The sequence below is a fragment of the Nonomuraea typhae genome, from assembly GCF_009760925.1.
In the GTDB taxonomy this organism is placed as follows: Bacteria; Actinomycetota; Actinomycetes; order Streptosporangiales; family Streptosporangiaceae; genus Nonomuraea; species Nonomuraea typhae.
Window position 1 is genome coordinate 255,496 of record NZ_VRLV01000008.1, and the last position, 19,867, is coordinate 275,362.

The following is a 19,867-nucleotide window of genomic DNA, read 5'->3' on the forward strand; positions in this document are numbered from 1 at the left end:
TCCTTCAGAAGGGAACGCCCGCTTGGAGCACGACGTTGCTGTACGGCGTGGCCTCACCGGTCCGCACGACCGCGCGGGCCCTGGCGGTGAGTTCCTTGAGCTGGGTGTGGGGGATGCGTTCTGGCCGGGTCAGGACGCCGTCGAGGAACCCCGCCGGCGCCTCCTCGGCGATGTAGGCGCACTCGACGACGAGCTCGCCGAGCACCGCCCGGAGGACGGGGAGAAAGGCCGGCTCGCCCCTGAGCCAGACGAGGTCCACGACCTCGACCGCGGGCGGCACGGGCAGTCCGGGATCGGCCACCACGATCAGGTCGGTGTGCCCGGCCGCGGACAGGATCTGCAGCAGTCGCGGATGCCAGAGGCCGTCAGGACGCATGACCGAGCGACCCCTCCCCCCGATCCCGCGCGGACACGAGGTCCACCCCGCCGACCGGGTCGGGGCACCCGCAGGATCCGCGCTTGATCAGGGTGGCCGTCAGCACGACGCGCCGGCCGCCGGAGTCCGGGTCGCCGATCTTGGCGGCGAGGAGTTCGACGGCGCGGCGGCCGAGGTCCTCGATGGGCTGGCGCATGGTGGTCAGGGCGGGGACGGTGTAGGAGGAGGCGGCGATGCCGTCGAAGGAGCACAGGGCCACGTCCCCGGGGACGGTGAGGCCCAGTTCGGCGGCGGCGCGCATGACGCCGATGGCCTGCTCGTCGCTGGTGACGAACAACGCGGTCGGGCGGTCTTCCGCGGCCAGGAGGGCGCGGCCGCTGAGGTAGCCCTGGCGGCGGCCGAAGGGCCCGTGGGCCAGCGGCATCGCGGATGGGTCCAGCCCGGCCTCGGTCAGCGCGCGGGACCAGCCGGCGACGCGGTCGACGGTGGGGTGGATGTCCTCGGGCCCGGCCACGCAGCCGATGCGCCGCCTGCCGTGGGAGAGCAGGTGGCGGGTGGCCTCGTGGGCGCCGCCTTCGTTGTCGAGCAGCAGGTGGCTGGCGGGGGTGTCGTCGAGCGCGCGGTCGAGGACGATGCAGGGCACGCCGGAGGCGGCGAGCTGGGAGCGCCAGGTGCGCGGGCCGTGGGCGGGAATCAGGATCAGCCCGTCCACCTGGCGGTCGATCAGGGTGCGCACGTAGGCGGCTTCGCGCTCGTCGTCGTCCATGGCGTTGCCGAGCAGCAGGGTGAGGCCGTGGGCGAAGGCGACGTCCTCGATCTCGCGGGCGAGTTCGGCGAAGAAGGGGTTGGCGTTGTCGGGGACGACGAGGCCGATCGTGTGCGTGCGGCTGGTGCGCAGCGAGCGGGCCACGACGTTGGGCCGGTAGCCCAGTTCGTCGATCGCGCGCAGCACCCGTTCGCGGGTGTGCGGGGCGACGTTGCGCGGCCCGTTGTTGAGCACGTAGCTGACGACGGCCTCTGAGGTGCCGGCCAGTCGTGCCACATCACGGCGTGTGACCACTGCGGATTGTCCTTCGGATCGAATCAACTCGTGTTGATGGGCAGTTTGCGACTCCGTCCCGCAGGATTGCAACACGTGTAGATAGGCCGTTACCCAGGCGTTATGCCATCAACCCAATGAAGGTGATGCAGTCGTAACCAACCGGTCGGCCGCCGGAGCCGTCACACGACATGTGAACCGTCGCGACTTTCTGGGCGCCGCCGCGCTCATCCCCCTGGCCCCGGCAATGAGCGCACCGGCTATGAGGGCACCGGCTAGGAGCGCACCCGACTGGCAGGGGTTGCGCCGATCGCTCAAGGGCACGCTGGTGCGCCCGGGAGAGGCGGCCTACGACCGCTCGCGACGGCTGTTCAACCCCGCCTTCGACCGCGTACGGCCGAACGGCCTGGCCTACTGTGAGACCGCGCAGGACGTGGCCGCCTGCCTGGCCTTCGCCCGCAGGTCCGGCCTGCCGGTCACCGCGCGATCGGGCGGTCACTCCTACGCGGGCTGGTCCACCGGCACCGGCCTGGTGATCGACCTGTCGCGGATGAACGGCGTGGCCTATCGGTCCGGCACGGCCACCATCGGCTCGGGCGCCCGGCTCATGGACGTCTACACGAAGCTGGCCGGGTACGGCGTGAGCATCCCGGCCGGGTCGTGCCCCACCGTCGGCGTGGGCGGGCTGGCGCTGGGCGGCGGCATCGGGGCGGTGTCGAGGAAGTACGGGCTGACCTGCGACCGGCTGGTGTCGGTGCAGGTGGTGACCGCCGACGGGCGGGTGCTGGACTGCGACGCGACCCGGCACCCGGCGCTGTTCTGGGCCTGCAGGGGCGGTGGCGGCGGCAACTTCGGGGTGGCCACCTCCTTCACCTTCCGCACCCATCGGGCCCACGAGCTCGCCCACTTCTACCTGCGCTGGCCGTGGGCCAAGGCGGCAGCGGCGGTGGCCGCGTGGCAGGACTGGGCGCCCGGCGCGCCGGACGAGCTGTGGTCCTCGCTGCACCTGCTCCGCGACCGGTCGGGGCTGTCGGTGCAGCTCGCGGGGACGTACCTGGGCGACCTGGCGGGGCTCAACCGGCTCCTGGGAAAGCTCACGAAGAGGGTACGGCCGGCCTCGCGCGTCGCCCGGGTGGTGCCGTATCTGACCGCGATGCAGATCATGGCGGGCGGCCCCGGGCTGCGCACCACGTTCTCGGCCAAGTCGCACATGGCCTATCGCAAGCTCCCGGCCGCCGGGATCGCCGCGCTGGTCGCGGGCGTGGCCAGGCCGGGACGGCACGCCGTACTGCTGGACGCGCTCGGCGGGGCGGTCGGGCGGGTCGGCGCCCGCGACACCGCCTTCCCGCACCGGGCGGCGCTCTACAGCGTCCAGTACTACGCCGACGGCACCTCGCGCACCTGGCTGCGGGGCGTCCACGGTGAGCTGCGCGCCTTCTTCGGCGACCACGCCTACGTCAACTACATCGATCCCGACCTGCGCGAGTGGCGCTCGGCCTACTACGGGCAGAACGCCGCCCGGCTGGCCGAGGTGAAGGCCGCCTATGACCCGGGGCGGGTATTTCGGTTGCCTCAGGGCGTCTAGCTGCCGTAAACCTGCTGCATGCGTCACTGGCCCCTGTTCAGGTTGTCCGTCACCACCCCGCGGCTCCAGCTGCGCCTGCCTACGCTCCCGGAGCTGGACGAGCTCGGCGACCGGGCCGCCGAGGGAGTGCACGAGGAGGGATTCATGCCGTTCATGGTCCCGTGGACGGCCACCTCCCCCGAGCAGCGCGCCAGGAACACCGTGGCCTACCACTTCAAGTGCTGGGGCGAGTCGACCGCGGAGAACTGGACGGCCAGCTTCGTGGTCGTCTACAACGGCATGGTCATCGGCACGCAGGAGCTGGCCGCCCGTGACTTCGCGGTCCGCCGGGAGGTGGTGACCGGCTCCTGGCTGGGCCGCCGCTTCCAGGGCAAGGGGTTCGGCACGGAGATGCGCCGGGCTGTGCTGCACCTGGCCTTCGAAGGGCTGGGCGCGCACTGGGCCGTCACGAGCGCCTTCGAGGACAACCGGTCGTCGCTCGGCGTCACCAGGAAGCTCGGCTACCGGGAGGACGGCAGGGATCTCAGCAACCGCGAGGGCAAGCCGGTCTTCACCCTGCGCTTCCGGATGAGCCGGGAGAACTTCAAGCCGGAGGACGGCTACGCGATCAGCGGGCTGGAGCCGTGCCTGCCGCATCTGGGAGCGCGCTGAGGGTCGGCAGCCGGCACGTCTCGCGGCGGAACTTGCCGGGGGCCAGGCCGTACTCCCGCTTGAAGGCGTTGGCGAAGGCGAACTCCGAGCTGTAGCCGACGCGGGCGGCGATCTCGCCCAGCGGCGCGTCGGATTCGCGCAGCAGGTGGGCGGCGCTGCCCAGCCGCCACCACGTGAGGTAGCCCAGCGGCGGCTGGCCGACGAGCTGGGTGAAGCGGCGGGAGAAGGCGGCGCGCGACAGGCCGGCCACGCGGCCGAGCGACTCGACGGTCCAGGGGCGGGCGGGGTCGCGGTGGATGGCGTCCAGCGCGGCGCTGATCGACGGGTCGGCCAGGGCCTTGGCCCAGTTGTCGACCTTGCAGTGCTCGTCGGAGCCGTCGAACCAGGTGCGCAGGATCATCAGCAGCAGCATGTCGAGCAGGGACGAGACCAGCAGGTCGGACCCGGCGCGGGGACGCTCGATCTCGGCGCCGAGCAGCTCGACGGCGGCGCGCAGCTCGGAGTTGTGGCCCATGCGGGCGGGCAGGTGGACCACCTCGGGCAGCGAGCGCAGGACCGGGTGCAGCCGGGAGGCGTCGATGCGGTAGCCGCCGCAGACCATCACCGTGCTCGGGCCGTCGCCGCCCCTGACCGCGGTCTCGAACATCACGCGTTCCTCGTCGGCGTCGCACACGACGGGGCTCTCGGCGCTCTCCGCGGAGTCGGCCAGCACGTAACCGTGGCCGCGCGGGAAGAACACCACGTCCCCGACGCTCAGCGCGATGGGCTCGCCCTCCGGCGGGAACAACCAGCACGAGCCCTTCAGCACCACCTGGAAGCCCGCCGAACCAGGCGCGTCCGGGAAGCCCTGGCCCCACGGGGCACGCCATTCGACGCGGGCCGAGTTGGCCCGCCCGATGCGCATGGACGCGACGACATCGCTCAGCAAATCCACACTGGAAGACTATCGCGTATAAAAGCCAGATCCTAGAGCATTGTCTGTCTCCCCCCTGGCTTTCTACCGTAGGGCGCATGACGAAGATTGGCATCATCATCGGCAGCACCCGTCCCGGCCGCAACGGCGAGGCCGTCGGCCGCTGGGTGCACGACCTGGCCGTCAAGCGCGGCGACGCCGACTACGACCTGGTGGACCTCAAGGACCAGGACCTGCCGCACCTGGACGAGCCCCTGGCGGCGGCCAGCGGCGTCTACAACCACCCGCACACCAAGAGCTGGTCGGAGACGATCGCCGGATACGACGGCTTCGTCTTCGTCACGCCCGAGTACAACCGGGGCATGCCGGGCGTGCTGAAGACCGCCATCGACTTCCTGTACGCCGAGTGGAACGACAAGGCCGCCGGCGTGGTCGGCTACGGCGTCAGCGGCGGCGTGCGCGCGGCCGAGCAACTGCAGCAGGTGCTCGGCCAGCTCAAGGTCGCCACCGTGCAGGCCCATGTGGAGCTGTCGCTGCACACGGACTTCGAGAACTTCACCGTCTTCAAGCCGCTGACCCATCAGGAGGACCAGGTCAACGCGATGCTCGACCAGGTGCTCTCCTGGAGCCGGGCGCTGTCGGCCGTCAGGGTGTGAAGTGGCGCAGCACCTCGGGGTTGGCCATGGCGTCGGGGTTGGCGGCCTGGTCGACGGGCGTGCCGAGCAGGATCTTGCGCACCGGCACCTCCAGCTTCTTGCCCGACAGGGTCCGCGGGATGCCCGGCACCTCGCGGATCTCGTTGGGCACGTGCCGGGGTGACAGTTCCTCGCGCAGCGCGCTCTTGAGCGCCGTCTCCAGCTCCTCGGTGAGCGCGGCCCCTTCGGCCAGCGAGACGTAGAGCAGCAGGCGGCCCTCCTGGCCGAGCTGCCCGGTGTCGATCACCAGGCTGTCGGCGATCTCGTCGAAGCGCTCGACCACCCGGTAGAACTCACTGGTCCCCATGCGCACGCCGCCGCGGTTCAGCGTCGAGTCGGAGCGGCCGTAGATCACGCAGGAGCCGTCCTCGTTGATCTTGATCCAGTCGCCGTGCCGCCACACGCCCGGATAGACGTCGAAGTAGCTGTCGCGGTAGCGCGAGCCGTCGGGGTCGTTCCAGAACATCACCGGCATCGACGGCATCGGCGAGGTCAGCACCAGTTCGCCCACCTCACCGGTCACCGGCTTGCCCGCCGGGTCGAAGGAGACGACGGCCGCGCCCAGCGAACGGCACGGGATGATCCCCGCGCGGATCTCGTGCAGCGGCGTGGCCCCGACGAAGCCGGTGCACACGTCCGTGCCGCCGGAGAACGAGCCCAGCGGCACCCCGGGGACCGTCTCGGCCACCCAGGCGAAGCCCTCGGGCGGCAGGGGCGAGCCGGTCGAGCCGATCCCCCTCAGCCGGTCGAGGCCGGCCGGCCGTACGCCGGACTTCATGGAGGCGATGATGTACGGCGCGCCGACCCCGAAGTAGGTGACCCCCTCGGCGGCGGCGAGCTGCCACAGGTCGTCGGGTGCGCCGTCGTAGAGCACCGGGACCGCGCCCACGAGGAGGGCGCCGATGAGGTAGTTCCACATCATCCAGCCGGTGGTGGTGTACCAGAAGAACACATCCCCTTCCCCGAGGTCCTGGTGGAAGGAGAGCGACTTCAGGTGCTCCAGCACGATGCCGCCGTGCCCGTGCACGATCGGCTTGGGCAGCCCGGTGGTGCCGCTGGAGTACAGGATCCACAGGGGGTGGCCGAAGGGCACGCGCTCGAACTCCAGCGGCCCCTCCTCGGCGCGCAGCCCCTCCCAGCCGATCACCTCGCCCGCCGGGACCGCCTGGGCGTGCCCGGGGGCGGGCTCGGCCTGCTGGGGCGGGCGGCCTTCCTCGGCCGCGGTCAGGTAGGGGATCCACACGGTCGCGCGCAGCGAGGGCAGCGCGCCGGAGATCTCGGCGACCGCGGCGGAGCGGTCGAAGCTCTTGCCGTTGTAGGCGTAGCCGTCCACGGCGATGAGCACCTTGGGCTCGATCTGCCGGAAGCGGTCGACGATGCTGGGCACGCCGAAGTCGGGCGATCCGGCCGACCAGATCGCGCCCAGGGAGGCGGTGGCCAGGAAGGCGATGAGCGCCTGCGGGATGTTGGGCAGGTATCCGGCGACCCGGTCGCCGCGGCCCACGCCCAGCCGGGCCAGGCCCGCGCGCACGCGCGCGACCTCCGAGCGCAGCTCGTCGTAGGTCAGCTCCTGGCGGGCGCCGTCCTCGGAGACGAAGACGACCGCGGTGCCGTCGCCCCGCTTGAGGGCGTTTTCCGCATAGTTCAGCGTCGCGCCGGTGAACCATTCGGCGCCGGGCATCGTCCCATCGAGGACGGGCCCGTCACCACGCTCACCGACCACGCCGAAGTAGTCCCAGATCGACTCCCAGAACTCCGCCGGACTGTCGACGGACCACTGCCACACGTCCTCGTACCGTGCGCCGATGCGCCCCTGCGCGCGCAGGTAGGCGGTCAGCTTGGCCCGCCCGATCACCTCGGCGGTCGGCTCCCAGACAAGTGCACCTTCGTCAACCATGCGCCCATCCTGTCGTTCACCTGGTGGAAAGTCACACGCGACCGCCCACATATCCCGCTACCGTCTCAGGTGGTCCACCGCCATATGCGCCGCCGTGCCGATGACCGCGTCGGCCCTGGGCTGGTTGACCGCGGGGCTGAACGATCGGGTGAAGACAGCCACGGCGTAGCGACCGCCGTCGGGGTACTCCACTACCCCGGCTTCGTTGCGAATAGTCGGCAATGTTCCGGTCTTTCCGCTGACATCCACGTCGTCGTACGGGAAGCCCGCCGCCAGCCGGTGCGGCCACACCTGGAGCCCGAACACCTCGCGCATCCACGCGCACAGCTCCGGCGAGGCCGCCTCGTCCCGCCAGATCATCGCGAACAACCGGGTCAGCTCCCGCGGCGTGCCGCTGTTGGTGTGCTCGGGGTCGAGCGCCCGCATCCTGGCCAGCTCGTCGAGGTCCTGGAACGGCCAGGGATGCCCGGCGTCCTCGTCCAGGCTGTCCAGCATCTGCGCGCCGCTCATCGGCACCCGCGTGCCCGTCAGCCCGAACCCAGCCAGCATGGCGTTGACCGTGTCGAGCCCCACCCGCTCGACCAGCACGTCCGCCGAGGCGTTGTCGCTGACCGCGATCATCAGGTACGCCAGGTCGCGCAGCGAGATCGTCACCTCGTCGCGCATGGCCGAGAGCCCGGTGGGCCCCGACGTCCGCCCGGCGACCGGCACCCGCACCAGCTCACCGAGATCGAGGCTCCCTTGGTCGGCCTGCCGGCACAGCGCCACGAGCAGCGGCACCTTGAACACCGAGGCGATCGGCCTGGCCGCGTCCGGCTGGTAGCCGCACTCGCGCCCGCTGTCGATGTCGACCGCGTGCAGCCATCCCTCGACGCCGGCGGCGGCGAAGACCTCGCCCAGCTCGATCGTGCTCATGCCAGCGCCCCCGGCCTGCGGCTGACCCGCCGCGCCGGGGCCGAGCTGCGTTCCGCCATCCCGGCGCTCTCCTTCAGTGTTCGTACGGCTGCCGCCGAGAAGCCGGCCACGATCTCCGAGCCCACCCGCCAGGCGGTCGAGATCCGGCAGGCCAGCGGCGCCCCGATGAGCGGCCGCCAGACGAGTCCCGGCGCCGCCAGCCGGGGCCCGAACGCGACCGCCGCACCGGCCATGACCAGTCCGAGCCCGGACCCTTCGTGCACCACCGCGGGAACGTACCCCCGCTGACGGCATTCCGCCAACATCTCGGCGTGCATCCCGGGCTCGCCCTCCTTGGGTGGCATCAGCAGCTCTCGCCCGGCCAGGTCGGCCAGGTGCACCTCGGCTCGGGCGGCCAGGTCGTCACCGTCGGCCAGCAGGACGCCCTGCTCCTGGATGAGCATCTGGCCGAAGGTGAGTCCGGGCGCGGTGACCGGGTGGCGCACTATACCGACGTCGATCGTGCCGCCGGCCAGCGCGGTCACCTGATCGGCGGTCCAGATCTCGGCGGGCGCCAGCCGTACCTCGGGGTGGCTGTCGCGGAAGCCGGCGACGAGGGCGGCGATGACCGCGGGGGCCAGGTCGGGCGGGACGCCCACCTTGAGCGCGGTCCCTTCGCCGTGCCTGGCCAGCTCGCGCAGCCGCTCGACGCGGGCGACGATCTCGCGGGCCTCGCCGAGCAGGAGGCGACCGGCCTCGGTGAGGCGGACCTGGCGGGCGGAGCGGTCGAACAGGCGCACGCCGAGCTCTTCCTCCAGGCGCTTGATGCGCTGGCTGAGCGGCGGCTGGGCCATGCCGAGGCGGATGGCGGCGTTGCCGAAGTGAAGTTCCTCCGCGACCACGGTGAAGTAGTGGAGATGCCGGACAAGGTCCATGGCCAGCCATGATATCCAGATTTATATCCTGACGAGGCTTATATCCGTATTGGACATGGTCTGGTGGCGTCTGGTGTTCTCTGCGACATGGCTACAACAGGGGGACAGATGCTGGGCGGGCTGCGGCCGGAGACGCCGGCCCCGCGCCGGCGGCGGCGTCGCTGGCCGTGGGTGGTCGCCGGACTGCTCGTGCCCGCCGTCGCGGCCGGCGGCGTGGTCTGGGCGATGCGCACCGAGGGCAGCGCCGGCCAGACCGCGGACGCCTACCTGGCGGCGTGGCAGACATGGGACTACCCCGCCATGAAGGCGCTGGTCGACAACCCGCCCGAGGACTTCGTCGAATGGCACGAGAAGCTGCGCCGCGACCTCAAGCTGGAACGCCAGTCGTTCCGCGCGGTCAGGAGCGGCGGGGTCTTCGCCGCCACCGCCGAGGACCTCGGCTTCGAGAACTTCGCCGCCGGCCTCATCGGGCGGGGGCCCGACCTGGAGTACGAGGGCAAGCTCAAGCTGGTCGAGAAGGACCGCCGCTGGAAGGTCGCCTGGTCGCCCGCCACCCTCCACCCCGAGCTCAAGCCGGGCCGGTCGTTGCGGCTGGACATGGGCGAGGACGAGACCGTCCCGGTCCTGGCCGCCGACGGCAGCCCCATCGACGGCGCCGGCGTGCCCGGATCGGTGCGGCAGATCGTGGGCGGGCTCAAGGAGAAGTACAAGGACCTGCTGACGGTGCCCAACGCCGCGAAGATCAACCTCTATGAGGACGGCGACAAGCTGGTCAAGACCGTGGAGGAGGTCGGCGCCAAGAAGCGCGCGCCGCTCAAGACCACCCTGGACCTGCGCGTGCACGAGGCCGGCGCGAACGCCCTCAAGCTCACCAAGAAGCCCGCCGCCCTGGTCGCCCTGCGCCCCTCCAGCGGCGAGATCCTGGCCGTCGTCAACAACCGCGGCGGCTTCGACCGGGCGCTCATGGGCAAGTACCCGCCCGGCTCCACGTTCAAGGTCGTCACCGCCTCCGCACTGGTCGCCGACGGCCTGTCACCCGCGCAGACGGTCAAGTGCCCCGCCGAGCAGAACATCGGCGGCTTCCCCTTCCACAACGCCGGCTACCGCGACTTCGGCACCCTGCCCTTCCGCGACGCCTTCGCCCACTCGTGCAACACGACCTTCGGCGCCATGACCGTGGACTCGCTCGGCTCCAACCGGCTGGCCAAGGTGGCCGGCGACTTCGGCTTCGGCGTGCCCATCGACCCGGGCGTGCCGGCGGTGCGCGCCGACTTCCCCGCCGCCAAGGACGCCACCGACCTCGCCTCGGCCTCCATCGGCCAGGGCCGGGTGCTGGCCAGCCCGCTCAACATGGCCGCCGTGGCCGCCGCCATCGCCTCCGGCGTCTGGCAGCCGCCGCGCCTCGTGCCCGCCGCCTTGGTCCCGAAGGACGGCGAGGCCCGCCGCCCGCTGGAGGACGGGGTGGTGAAGGCGCTGCGCACGCTCATGCCCGCCGTCGTCTCCGAGGGCACCGCCCACAACGTGCCCTTCCCCGCGGGTACGGCCGGCAAGACCGGAACCGCGGAGTACGGCTCGGGCAAGGAGCCCCCGGCCCACTCCTGGTTCATCGGCTACAAGGGCGACCTGGCCTTCTCCGTGATCGTGGAAGGCGGCGGCGCGGGCTCGGCGGTGGCCGCCCCGATCGCCGCCACGTTCCTGAAGGCGCTGCCCTAACCGGCCTTGCGGTCCAGCGGCGCGGTGAGCCCGGCGACCGCCGCGACCACCTCGGAGGCGTTGGTCAGGTCGGGCAGCACCAGGTCGGCCCCGGCCTCGCGCAGCTCGCTGGCCATGGAGCGCCCGGAGGCGACGCCGATCACCGCCGCCCCGCCGATCTTGGCGGCCTGAACGTCCCGGGTGGAGTCGCCGATCACCACCGTGTTGGCGGCGGTGAACGGCGTGCCGGTGCGCTGTTTGGCCCGCCCCTGCGCCACCTGCAGCAGCGTGGCCTTGGGGTAGACCTCCTCGCCGTAGCCGCCGAGGTCGAAGTCGACGTACTTGTCCAGGCCGAACGCCTTCAGCTTGTGCACGGCGTTGCTCTTGATGGTCCCGGTCAGCACGGTCTGCACCACTCCGTCGAGCCGGGCGACCGCCTTGAGCGCGTCTCTGGCCCCGGGCATCATCCGCCCCTCCGCGGCCAGCCGCTTGCGCCGGTCGGCGAAGGCCATGGCCAGCGCCGACAGGAACCTCGGCAGGTGGGCGTCCTCGGCCACGACCCCGTTGACGGCCAGCGTCTCGAAGACGATCTCGGAGTCCGGCCGGCCCAGCGCCGGGGCCAGCTTGACCAGGGGACGCCCGGTCACGACACGGAACGCCTCGGCATAGGCGTCCCTGGTCACGATCGCGACGTCGACCAGCGTGAGGTCGACGTTCCAGAGCACAAGGCGGTTGATGGCAGCCTCCTGAGGGGGTCCATGTCAGGGTACGGCTCCCGCCCCCGCGAGGCCTCCCGGCGAGGGCATTTAAGCATGATTGCCGGATCAGCCGCCCTTGCGGGCCCGGGCCGCTCTGCGCTTGCCCTCGTGCATGGCCTGCACGCGGGCGATCGGGATCGTGTGCCCCTCGGCGATCAGGTCCTCGGGCAGGGCCTGCGGCTCCGGCATGCCCTCGGCCCACGGGTCGGCGCCCGCCAGCAGCCCGGGGGCGGTCCGGATGGTGAAGTCGGCCGGGGTGACCCGGTCGAGGTCGGCCCACTGCACCGGGAAGGAGACCGGGACGCCGGGCCGTACCCGGGGGCTGTAGGCGGCCACGACGGTGGCGCCGCCCGCGCGGGTGGAGTCGAGGAAGACCTTGCCGCCGCGGTCCTCGCGGATGAACGCGGTGGTGGCCAGGGCGGGGTCGAGCCGCTCGGCGCGGGCGGCGACGGCACGGGTGGCCGCCGCGAGGTCCTCGACGCCGGTGCCCGGCGCGACGGGGACGAACACGTGCACGCCCTTGGCGCCGCTGGTCTTCACCGCGCCCTCCAGCCCGTCGTTCCGCAGCGCCTCACGCACGAGCAGGGCCGCCTGTACGGCCAGCCCGAAGGCGCCGTCCTCGGCCGGCGGGTCGAGGTCGAGGATGAGGTGGGTCGGCCGGTCCCCCTGGAACAGGGACGGGTGGTATTCGACGGCCCGCTGGTTGGCGAACCACAGGAGGGTCTTCCTGTCGTCGCAGACGGCGTAGGTCACCTCGCGGTGCGAGCTCTCGGCCCAGTGGGTGACGCTCCTGATCCAGGCGGGGGCGTATTTGGGCAGGTTCTTCTGCATGAAGGGCGGCTGGCCGGGCCGTACCCGGATGACCGACAGCGCGCGGCCGGTCAGCGCGGGCACGAGCCGGTCGCCGACGGCGTCGAGGTAGTCGACGAGTTCCCGCTTGGTGGCCTCGGCGCCGTCGAACAGCGGCTGGTCGAGGTTGGTCAGCTCGACGCCGTCACGCGTCTCTTCTTTGCCCACCGGTCCCACGATGCCAAAGGACTCACGCGTAGGCCAGGGCCGCGGCCAGGGTGTCGACGACCGGGTGGCCGGTGGCCGCGAGGTCGGCCCTGCTGGTCATGCCGCCGGTGTAGAGCACGGCCTTGGCGCCGACGTGGCGGGCGGCCAGCCCGTCGTCCACGCTGTCGCCGATCACCAGGACGTCGGCCGGGTCGACGCCGATGGCGGCGATGTGCGCGGTCATGTGCGCCGCCTTCTCACCGCCGAGGGTGCCGAGCAGGCCGTCGATCCTGGTGAAGTGGCGGTCGATCGCGAACGACTCGACCAGCGGGACGAGGTGCGCGTGCGGCGCCATCGAGCAGAGCGACTGGGTGCCGCCCCAGCTCTCCAGCGTGGCGGCCGCGTCCGCGGCCAGGTTGCAGGCCGCGACCAGGCGGAAGTAGTTCTCGTGGAAGCCGTCGTCGAGTCGCTGCCACTCCCCGTCTTCGAGCGCGCGGCCGAGCATGCGCTCGTAGGCGAGCCAGATGGGGCGGGTGTAGACGGCGCGGAAGCCGTCCGCGTCGAGCAGGGGCAGGCCGTAGGGCTTGAACACCTCGTTGGTGGCGCCGACGACCGCGTCGACGTCGTGGAAAAGAGTGCCGTTCCAGTCCCAGATGATGTGTTTTGTCATGTCCCTACCAGCCTAACGGTCCTGAGCCCGATCAGCCGCAGGCCGTCGCGGTCTTGCCGTTGGCGAAGGACTTGGTGTGCCTGGCGGTGGCGTACCCCCAGGCGCAGATCTTGGCTCCCTCGATCATGTCGCCCCAGTGGTGGCTGCGGCCCTTGCCGTAGGTGAACTGGACCATCCGGGTGCCGTTGCGGTTGGGCTTCTCGAGGATGACCCGGATGATGCCGGAGTCGAGCGGGGAGACCCAGATCTCCGTCCAGTTGGTCTTGCACGCGCGCGACCACATGAGCTTGATCGTGCCGTAGGTGCCCTTCTTGCCCGCCTGCACGAGCGTGCTCTGCTTGGAGACGATCGCCGAGGACGCGCAGCCCGTCTTGTAGGGGTCCTTGCGGTCGTAGTTCGTGGCGGCGTGCGCGGCGGGGGACATCGTGGCGAGAAGCGCCCCGGTCGCGGCGACTCCGGCTACCACTGCGCGGATACTCACTGAGCGTGACTCCTTCGTGTCATCCGACAGGTCAACCTTCGGCACCCTACAAGCGGACACCACGAAAGAGTCAAGAAATATCCACAAAATAGGTCGGCCTTAATGGAGGAGATCAGGGATCTCCTGGGTCGCGTACCACATCAGCTCGTGGGCCTCCGCCCCGTCCACGGTGAAGCGGGCGTCGTCGTCGCCCTCGTCGGAGGCGGGCAGCGCGGCGATGGCCGCCTCGATGTCGGGCACGGCATAGAGGTCGTCCACGTGCACCGCGGCCACCTTGGCCAAGGGGACCGAGTCGGCCAGCCGTACCCTGGCCCGCTCCTCGAGGTCGGCGCCCGCGATCGCCGCGCCGTCGGTGACCTCCGCGGCGATCACCACGCGCCGGGACGCCGCGTCCACGCCGTCGGCGCGGTCGGCGGCCAGCATGCGCAGCGAGGCGCGGGCGGCCTCGGTCAGCGCGACGTACTCGAGCTCTTCCGTGTCGCCTGAGGCGTACCACTCGGTGAGCGAGGGGGTCACCGCGTAGCCGATCAGCGGGGCCGGGCCGATCTCGCCCGCTGCGACCGCCTTGGCCAGCGCGGGGAGCGTGCACGGCAGATAGACGCGCATGATGTGCCTTTCCGAGAAATCAAGAGCTCTATCATGCCCGCCGCAGCGGCACGCGGAGGAGCGTCTCGAGTTCGGCGATGGTCGTGTCCGGGCCGAGGTGGTGGATTCCGGTGATTCCGAGGCCCTGCGCGGCCACGATGTTCGCCTCGATGTCGTCGACGAACACGCAGCTCCCGCCGGGCAGGCCGACCTTCTCCAGCGCGTGCATGAAGATCCGCGGCTCCGGCTTGCGCATCCCCACCTCGCCGGAGATCACCACGGCGTCGAACACCTCGTCCCAGTCGTCCCGCGGGTAGGTGTTGGACCAGGAGTTCGACAGCAGGCAGGTCTTGACCCCGGCGCCCCGGGCGAGTCGCAACATGTCGTACATGGCGTCCACCCGGTCGAACGCGGCGAACATCCGATCCAGCAGCCCCTCCGCCACCGGCGGTAGCCCGTCCACGGTCAGCAGCCGCGCCGCCAGGTCCCGCTCGAACGCCGCTCCGGACATCTCCCCGCGCTCCAGCGCGTGCACGACGTTCTCGCCGTCGCCGTTGTACGCGTGGTCGATGAGCTCGCGCATCACCTGGCGGTAGTGGCCGCCGTCGATGCGATCCGCCTCGATCCACTTCGCGATCGAGTCGGACAGGCTGGTCGTGAGCACGCCGCCCCAGTCGATCAACACGCCTGCGATCACGGAGACCTCCCGCCGGTGAAATGTCGTTCTAGGGTAATTCCACCTCGAACGCGGCCAGCCCCCGGTCCGTCGCCACCCACAGAAGCCCCGGCTCGGCGAGCACGAGATCGTGCACCTCCGCCTCCAGCTCGATCCTCAGGTACGGCTCCGCCGCCCCCAGCCGCCACAGCCCCACGACACCACTGGTCTCGGCCACGGCCGCCACCTCGCCGAGCACGGCGAACGCGACGGCCCGCGCGACGAGGTCCCGGGCGCGCCGGTAACGCCCGCCGGGGCGGGCGCCGGTGTACACCTGGACCGCGGCGCCCGGCTCGGCCAGCAGAAGCACGACGGAGCCCGCCGCGGTCGCGGCGTGGGCGAGGTGGTGCACCGAACGGGGCGGCGTCAGGAGCCTGCGCCACCACGGCAGCATCCGGATCCAGCTCCGGCGCCGCCGGTCGAGGTCCCACACGCCGATCCGGCCGTCGGCCCCCGCGGTCACGGCGACCCGCCCGCCTTCGGCCAGCCGCCCCAGGGCGACCGCGAGGACGGGCCGCGTGTGTCCTCTGAGCACCCGGGCGGCCTTTCCCACGGCGAGGTCCCAGAGCACCGCGTTGTTGGTGTGCCCGCCGGTCAGCGCGAACCCGCCGGAGGCGGCGGCGCAGGTCGGGAAGCGCAGCGGGTCGGCGGGGAACGTCCTGGCGGCCGCCCCGGACCCGGGCTCGACGATCACGCACGACTGGTCCCAGGTGAAGGCCACCAGGGCACCGGCCGCCAGCGTGAAGACCGCCCACTCGCCGGCGTCGATCGTCACGAGGTCCGCGCCGGTGCGCAGGTCGTAGATCGCCAGCTCCTCCCCCATCCCGAGAGCCGCGCCCAGCGCCCGCCCGCCGTCCACCGTCGCCCACAGGCGGAAGGCGATGTCCACGATGTCCGCGGTGCCCGCCTCGACGAAGGAGGAGTCCAGTTCCCACACCCTGACCGTCGCGTCCTCACCGCTGGTGACCTCGGCACGCACCCCGCTCGGCAACGTCACCGCCACGTGCCCGGTGATCTCGCCCCGGTGCCCGGTCAGCCGCACCGCCATGCCCTGCACCTGCGCCACGACCTCGCCGACCGGCTCCCGGGTGACCGCGACCGGCTTTACGGCCGCGAAAGGCCGGCCGTCCAGGAACGGTTCGTCGTCGATGGCGACCAGCCGCCGGCCGTCCGGCATGGGGATCTCGCCGACGGTCTCCGTGAAGCCCTTCCAGAACCACCGTCCGGTGCGCACATCCCACAGGGCGATCCTGTCCCCCAGCTCCCTTCCGGCCAGGATCGCCGTATTGTCGACGCCGCCGAAGTTGACGTCGCGGTTCCATCGCCGCCAGCCGAGGCGCGGAACCCACCGGCGGGCCTCCAGATCCCATGCCTGGCGCTTTTCCTTGCCGAAGACGAGCGTGTGCCCCTCCTCGGTACGCGCCTGGGTCAGCGACTCAGCGGTCGTCGAGACCAGCCGCTCGCCCGTGACGAGGTCCCACGCGGTGGTCCTGAGGGCTAGGCCGGTCGTCACGACCACCGGCCGGCCGCCGAGTTCGCCGAGGTCGTGCGCGATGTACCCGCCGAGCCGCCGGTTGATCACCAGACGCCACCACCGGTCGATCCGCCGCCGCCAGCGCGGCTCGCCCGAGCGCAGGTCCCACACCGACACCCCGGCCCACTGGTCGAGGATCGCCGCAGCCCCGTCGCCGGCGTCGAGCAGCAGCCTGGCCGGGCTCGCCTCGCCCAGCCGCCGCACCTCGAGCTGCTCGCCCGTCCGCACGTCCCACGTCCGCAACGTCCGGTCCGCGCCCGCCGACATCACCCGGACGCTCTCCCCCCGCCCCTCCACCGCAGCCAGGTCGGTCACCGGCCCCTCGTGCCCGGTCAGCACCCGGTGCGGCGCCTCGTAGGGCCACTGCGCCCACAACGGGACCCACGGCCGCCGCCCCTCCAGCCCGGCGATCCGCTCGGCCAGCTCCCCCGCCTCCGCCCGCCGCGCCCCCAGCTCCAGATAGCTCAGCCCCTCGGCCCGCGAGACGTGCCGCAGAAGGTGCAGCACCCGCCGGTAAACGGCCCCGGCCGCCCGCGCCGCCGCCCCCTCCGCGTACGGCAGCGCCGCCAGCAACGGCGCGGGCACCACGGCCAGCAGGTAGTCGGGATCGGTCACCAGCTCGTCCAGCCGGTGCGCCAGCGCGGCGTGGGTGGCCAGATGGCTGCGCACGTAGGGCGGCGCCTTGCCCCACGCCGGACCGGCCCGGCCGCGCAGGAACGCCACGATCCCCCGCTCCACGTGCCCGGCGTCCCACGGCCCGCGCAGGTACTCGGCCAGCGCCGAATGGTAGAGCCGGTACACCGACAGCCCCGACTCCAGCGCCTCCACCACGTACGCCCCGGCGGCCCGGCGCAGCCAGACCAGGTCCTCGTCGCGGTAGTCCCGGCCACTGAGGTGGGCGGCCAGCGGTGCCCACATGCCCGCCCAGGGCAGCCCGGCCCCTTGGGCGAAGGCGAGCGGGGTGAGCAGGTCACGGGCGCGACCTGCTTCGGGGCCGAGGCGCGTCTCCAGGTCCTGGTGCATGGCCTGCGCCGCCGTACCGGGGAGGGAGCTGCGCCAGGCCGTACCGCGGTCGGCCGGGACGGTGGCGACGGAGGCGAGCGTGCGGGCGGCGATGAGCGCGACGAGGAAGGAGCGCCCCGCCGCCTCGGCCACCGCGTCGGCCACGTCGGACAGGACTCCGGCGGGCGCCGAAGCGTACGGCGAGCCGGGCTCGCCCTCCACGAGCACCCGCTCGGTGTAGCGGCGCAGGCTGCCCGGATCGGCATAACGTTCGGAGTCCAGGTCGAGCACCACGGTGCCGGTCCCGAGGCGGTCCACGAGGTGCCAGCGCGTGCCGAGCAGCAGGCGCAGGCCCCGGGCGTCCTCGATGAGCGGGCGCAGGATCTCATCGACGATCTTGTCGGGGTCCACGGCCTCGTCGACGGCGTCGATGGCCACGACGAGCGATCGGCCGCCGAGCGCCTGGGCCAGCGCGCCGGCGGTCTTGGCCGGCACCCCGACGGCGGCGCCGAGCGCGGCCAGCACGTCGATGCTGGTCAGGCCGCGGGCGTGGACGGCCGCCCGGATCGCGCCCGGCGGCGGGACCACCCCGGCGGGCAGGTCGTCCCGGGGTACGGCGGCCCGCCAGTCGGGGTCGCTGAGCACGGCCAGGCGCCCGATGACGGCGGATTTGCCGGAACCGGGGTCGCCGGTGACGACGCGGGCACGGGTGTCGGCGGGCGTGCGCAGCCAGGTGACCAGGTCGCCCAGTACCGCCTCCCGGCCGACGAAGCGCCAGGAGGTCTCGTGCGGCAGTTGCACGCCGCGCGCCCGGGGCAGGAAGTGGCCCGCCATGTCCTGGCGGCGGGCCTCGTCCTGGGTGATGCGGAGCTGGGTGAGCAGGTCGCGGCCGTGCAGGAGCGTGTCGTAGCGCGGGTTGGGCAGGAACGGCTCCAGCTCGCTCTGGCGGAACAACACGCTCTCGGCCACGCTCTGGCTGCCCGCGCGGGCCGGGTCGGCCATGATGCGCTCGACGATGGCGGCGGTGGACAGGTAGCGGGGCTCGTGCCCGGCGGTGGCCGGGTGGTGGACCGCGCTGCCGAACAGCTTGGCGAACTCCCCCGCCCTGATCTGCTCCTTGGGGTGGGCGGCGGTGACGACGACGAGCGTCTTGTCGTCGCGGTCCATGGCGACCATGCCGGACAGCAGCGCCTCGGCGCCGCCCTCGCCCGCGTGGCAGGAGTCGATGATGATCATCGCGCGGCTGAGCGGGGTGTCGTCGAGCATGAGCTCGGCCAGCTCGTAGGTGGCCAGCGCGCCCGAGACCGGGTTGCGGGTGTCGCCCATCCACAGCTTGTGCCGGCGGGTGACGATGCCCGCGTGGCCGGTGTGGTAGAGCACGACGAGGTCGTCGGGGTCCCGCTCCTCGCAGAAGGCGCGCAGCTCGTCGCGGAACTCCTGAATGCCCGGATCCAGGCCCAGCCCGGTGGCGCGCGTGTAGCCGAACGTGCCGGTGAACAGGCGCACCATCGTCTCCACCGACTCCTCGATCAGCGGCCCGCTGGTGACCAGCTCGGTCGTGACGCCGGTGGCGACCAGGTAACGCCGCATCCCGCTAGGCCAGGCCCGCCAGGATCGCCGCGCCGGTGAGCCGCTCGGAGAGGTAGGGGCGCAGGTCGTGGGCGTGAGCGCCGTTGTGCACGCTGATCTGCGTGATCCGCTCGCCGAACAGCGGGCGCAGGTCGGGCACGGTGGCGACCACGTCGGCCGGGTCGGCGACGTTGGTCCAGTTCGCGATCGAACCGGGCCAGCGGCCGGGCTCCGGCCGGAGCCGCTCGAAGATCAAGTTGGGGATGCCGAGCGGCGAACCGAGCGTGACCAGCGTGCGCACCGGCCACTCCGGGTGCGCGCACAGCGCCTCGTAGGCGACGACCGAGCCCAGCGAGTGCGCGACCACGACCCGCGTGTCATCGGTGATCTTGGCGGCCAGCGCGGCCTGGGCGTAGGCGCGCACCTCGGGCTCGCGCAGGTAGGCGCTGGTCTGCTTGAGCGCGCCCACGAACATGCTCTCGGTCACCCTGGCCAGGAACGCCGACCGGCTGAGCGCGGCCAGCGCGCGCACCACCCAGACCGGGGGGCGGGCCAGCACCTCGTCGTCGGGCGAGACGACCTTCGGGTCCACCTCGGCGGCCCGGCGCCACCACAGCAGCAGGAGCTCCTGCTCGTCCTTCTCGGTCAGGTCCCGGGCGTCGTGCCGCACCTCCGGGGCCAGCACCTCGGCCGGCGGCCGGAACAGCTCGCCGTACGCGGCGAACGCGACGTCCTCGGGGGCCACGTCACCACCCGCGAGCCCGGCTCCGTCACGAAGCGCGGCGAGCAACCGATCTCTCAGTGTGTACTCGCCTCTCAATTGCTGGCCGATGCCGTGGATCACCGTGATGGCCGCCATGTCACCCCTTCTTCTGTCAAA

18 protein-coding genes are annotated in these 19,867 nt (G+C 72.1%); 4 read left to right on the forward strand and 14 right to left on the reverse strand.

What is annotated here, in order from left to right; genetic code table 11:
• Positions 1-4: 4 nt before the first annotated feature.
• Positions 5-376, reverse strand: a complete 372-nt coding sequence (gene rbsD / locus FVE25_RS29905; protein ID WP_157250428.1) for a D-ribose pyranase — start codon at positions 374-376, stop codon at positions 5-7.
• Positions 366-1,418: a LacI family DNA-binding transcriptional regulator gene (locus FVE25_RS29910; RefSeq protein ID WP_219825704.1), complete on the reverse strand. Its 1,053-nt coding sequence runs from the start codon at positions 1,416-1,418 to the stop codon at positions 366-368. Before FVE25_RS29910 ends, rbsD begins: the two co-directional genes overlap by 11 nt.
• A gap of 259 nt (positions 1,419-1,677) precedes the next feature.
• Between FVE25_RS29910 and FVE25_RS29915 the strand changes: the two genes are divergently transcribed.
• Both FVE25_RS29915 and FVE25_RS29920 read left to right on the forward strand, forming a co-directional pair.
• Complete coding sequence (locus FVE25_RS29915) at positions 1,678-3,000, forward strand: FAD-binding oxidoreductase (RefSeq protein ID WP_181019752.1); 1,323 nt, start codon at positions 1,678-1,680, stop codon at positions 2,998-3,000.
• Between the two features lie 18 nt (positions 3,001-3,018).
• Complete coding sequence (locus FVE25_RS29920; protein WP_157250431.1) at positions 3,019-3,651, forward strand: GNAT family N-acetyltransferase; 633 nt, start codon at positions 3,019-3,021, stop codon at positions 3,649-3,651.
• Here FVE25_RS29920 and FVE25_RS29925 read toward each other — a convergent pair.
• On the reverse strand, positions 3,608-4,585 hold the full coding sequence (locus FVE25_RS29925; RefSeq protein ID WP_157250432.1) for an AraC family transcriptional regulator: 978 nt from the start codon (positions 4,583-4,585) through the stop codon (positions 3,608-3,610). The genes FVE25_RS29920 and FVE25_RS29925 overlap by 44 nt on opposite strands.
• A 77-nt stretch (positions 4,586-4,662) precedes the next feature.
• Between FVE25_RS29925 and FVE25_RS29930 the strand changes: the two genes are divergently transcribed.
• A complete protein-coding gene (locus tag FVE25_RS29930; RefSeq protein ID WP_157250433.1) occupies positions 4,663-5,220 on the forward strand; it encodes an NADPH-dependent FMN reductase in 558 nt (185 codons plus the stop codon).
• Here the strand turns inward: FVE25_RS29930 and FVE25_RS29935 are convergent.
• The 3 genes from FVE25_RS29935 to FVE25_RS29945 are packed head-to-tail and all read right to left on the reverse strand — an operon-like array spanning position 5,210 to position 8,985.
• Positions 5,210-7,156 (reverse strand): acetoacetate--CoA ligase, encoded by a 1,947-nt coding sequence (locus FVE25_RS29935; RefSeq protein WP_157250434.1) that lies wholly within the window; start codon positions 7,154-7,156, stop codon positions 5,210-5,212. The genes FVE25_RS29930 and FVE25_RS29935 overlap by 11 nt on opposite strands.
• Positions 7,157-7,213: 57 nt before the next feature.
• A complete protein-coding gene (locus FVE25_RS29940; RefSeq protein WP_157250435.1) occupies positions 7,214-8,071 on the reverse strand; it encodes a serine hydrolase in 858 nt (285 codons plus the stop codon).
• A complete protein-coding gene (locus FVE25_RS29945; RefSeq protein WP_157250436.1) occupies positions 8,068-8,985 on the reverse strand; it encodes a LysR family transcriptional regulator in 918 nt (305 codons plus the stop codon). Before FVE25_RS29945 ends, FVE25_RS29940 begins: the two co-directional genes overlap by 4 nt.
• 87 nt (positions 8,986-9,072) lie before the next feature.
• Between FVE25_RS29945 and FVE25_RS29950 the strand changes: the two genes are divergently transcribed.
• Positions 9,073-10,698: a penicillin-binding transpeptidase domain-containing protein gene (locus FVE25_RS29950; RefSeq protein WP_246267640.1), complete on the forward strand. Its 1,626-nt coding sequence runs from the start codon at positions 9,073-9,075 to the stop codon at positions 10,696-10,698.
• Here the strand turns inward: FVE25_RS29950 and FVE25_RS29955 are convergent.
• The 8 genes from FVE25_RS29955 to FVE25_RS29990 form a co-directional block, all read right to left on the reverse strand.
• On the reverse strand, positions 10,695-11,402 hold the full coding sequence (locus FVE25_RS29955) for an HAD family hydrolase (RefSeq protein ID WP_157250437.1): 708 nt from the start codon (positions 11,400-11,402) through the stop codon (positions 10,695-10,697). The two genes, FVE25_RS29950 and FVE25_RS29955, sit on opposite strands and share 4 nt — an antisense overlap.
• 99 nt (positions 11,403-11,501) lie before the next feature.
• Positions 11,502-12,452, reverse strand: coding sequence for a DNA polymerase domain-containing protein (locus FVE25_RS29960; protein ID WP_157250438.1), 951 nt, complete (start codon positions 12,450-12,452; stop codon positions 11,502-11,504).
• A 22-nt stretch (positions 12,453-12,474) separates the two neighbouring features.
• On the reverse strand, positions 12,475-13,101 hold the full coding sequence (locus FVE25_RS29965; RefSeq protein WP_157250439.1) for an HAD family hydrolase: 627 nt from the start codon (positions 13,099-13,101) through the stop codon (positions 12,475-12,477).
• A gap of 31 nt (positions 13,102-13,132) precedes the next feature.
• Positions 13,133-13,582: a DUF2690 domain-containing protein gene (locus FVE25_RS29970; RefSeq protein WP_157250440.1), complete on the reverse strand. Its 450-nt coding sequence runs from the start codon at positions 13,580-13,582 to the stop codon at positions 13,133-13,135.
• A 99-nt stretch (positions 13,583-13,681) separates the two neighbouring features.
• The gene (locus FVE25_RS29975; RefSeq protein WP_157250441.1) at positions 13,682-14,188 is read right to left on the reverse strand and encodes a DUF6912 family protein; all 507 of its coding nucleotides are present in this window, start codon (positions 14,186-14,188) and stop codon (positions 13,682-13,684) included.
• Between the two features lie 31 nt (positions 14,189-14,219).
• Positions 14,220-14,864 carry an HAD family hydrolase gene (locus FVE25_RS29980; RefSeq protein WP_157250442.1) on the reverse strand — a complete coding sequence of 215 codons (645 nt, stop codon included), beginning with the start codon at positions 14,862-14,864 and terminating at the stop codon, positions 14,220-14,222.
• 28 nt (positions 14,865-14,892) lie between these two features.
• Positions 14,893-19,008, reverse strand: coding sequence for a WD40 repeat domain-containing protein (locus tag FVE25_RS29985; RefSeq protein WP_157250443.1), 4,116 nt, complete (start codon positions 19,006-19,008; stop codon positions 14,893-14,895).
• A gap of 4 nt (positions 19,009-19,012) precedes the next feature.
• The gene (locus FVE25_RS29990; protein WP_181019753.1) at positions 19,013-19,846 is read right to left on the reverse strand and encodes a hypothetical protein; all 834 of its coding nucleotides are present in this window, start codon (positions 19,844-19,846) and stop codon (positions 19,013-19,015) included.
• Between the last annotated feature and the right edge of the window lie 21 nt (positions 19,847-19,867).

Bases quoted from the DNA above. Each gene is read 5' to 3' on its own strand.
- FVE25_RS29975 (WP_157250441.1), bottom strand. From the start codon at position 14,188: ATGCGCGTCTATCTGCCGTGCACGCTCCCCGCGCTGGCCAAGGCGGTC.
- FVE25_RS29915 (WP_181019752.1), top strand. From the start codon at position 1,678: ATGAGGGCACCGGCTAGGAGCGCACCCGACTGGCAGGGGTTGCGCCGA.
- FVE25_RS29935 (WP_157250434.1), bottom strand. From the start codon at position 7,156: ATGGTTGACGAAGGTGCACTTGTCTGGGAGCCGACCGCCGAGGTGATC.
- FVE25_RS29990 (WP_181019753.1), bottom strand. From the start codon at position 19,846: ATGGCGGCCATCACGGTGATCCACGGCATCGGCCAGCAATTGAGAGGC.
- FVE25_RS29940 (WP_157250435.1), bottom strand. From the start codon at position 8,071: ATGAGCACGATCGAGCTGGGCGAGGTCTTCGCCGCCGCCGGCGTCGAG.
- FVE25_RS29930 (WP_157250433.1), top strand. From the start codon at position 4,663: ATGACGAAGATTGGCATCATCATCGGCAGCACCCGTCCCGGCCGCAAC.
- FVE25_RS29945 (WP_157250436.1), bottom strand. From the start codon at position 8,985: ATGGACCTTGTCCGGCATCTCCACTACTTCACCGTGGTCGCGGAGGAA.
- FVE25_RS29965 (WP_157250439.1), bottom strand. From the start codon at position 13,101: ATGACAAAACACATCATCTGGGACTGGAACGGCACTCTTTTCCACGAC.
- FVE25_RS29985 (WP_157250443.1), bottom strand. From the start codon at position 19,008: ATGCGGCGTTACCTGGTCGCCACCGGCGTCACGACCGAGCTGGTCACC.
- FVE25_RS29950 (WP_246267640.1), top strand. From the start codon at position 9,073: ATGGCTACAACAGGGGGACAGATGCTGGGCGGGCTGCGGCCGGAGACG.
- FVE25_RS29920 (WP_157250431.1), top strand. From the start codon at position 3,019: ATGCGTCACTGGCCCCTGTTCAGGTTGTCCGTCACCACCCCGCGGCTC.
- rbsD (WP_157250428.1), bottom strand. From the start codon at position 376: ATGCGTCCTGACGGCCTCTGGCATCCGCGACTGCTGCAGATCCTGTCC.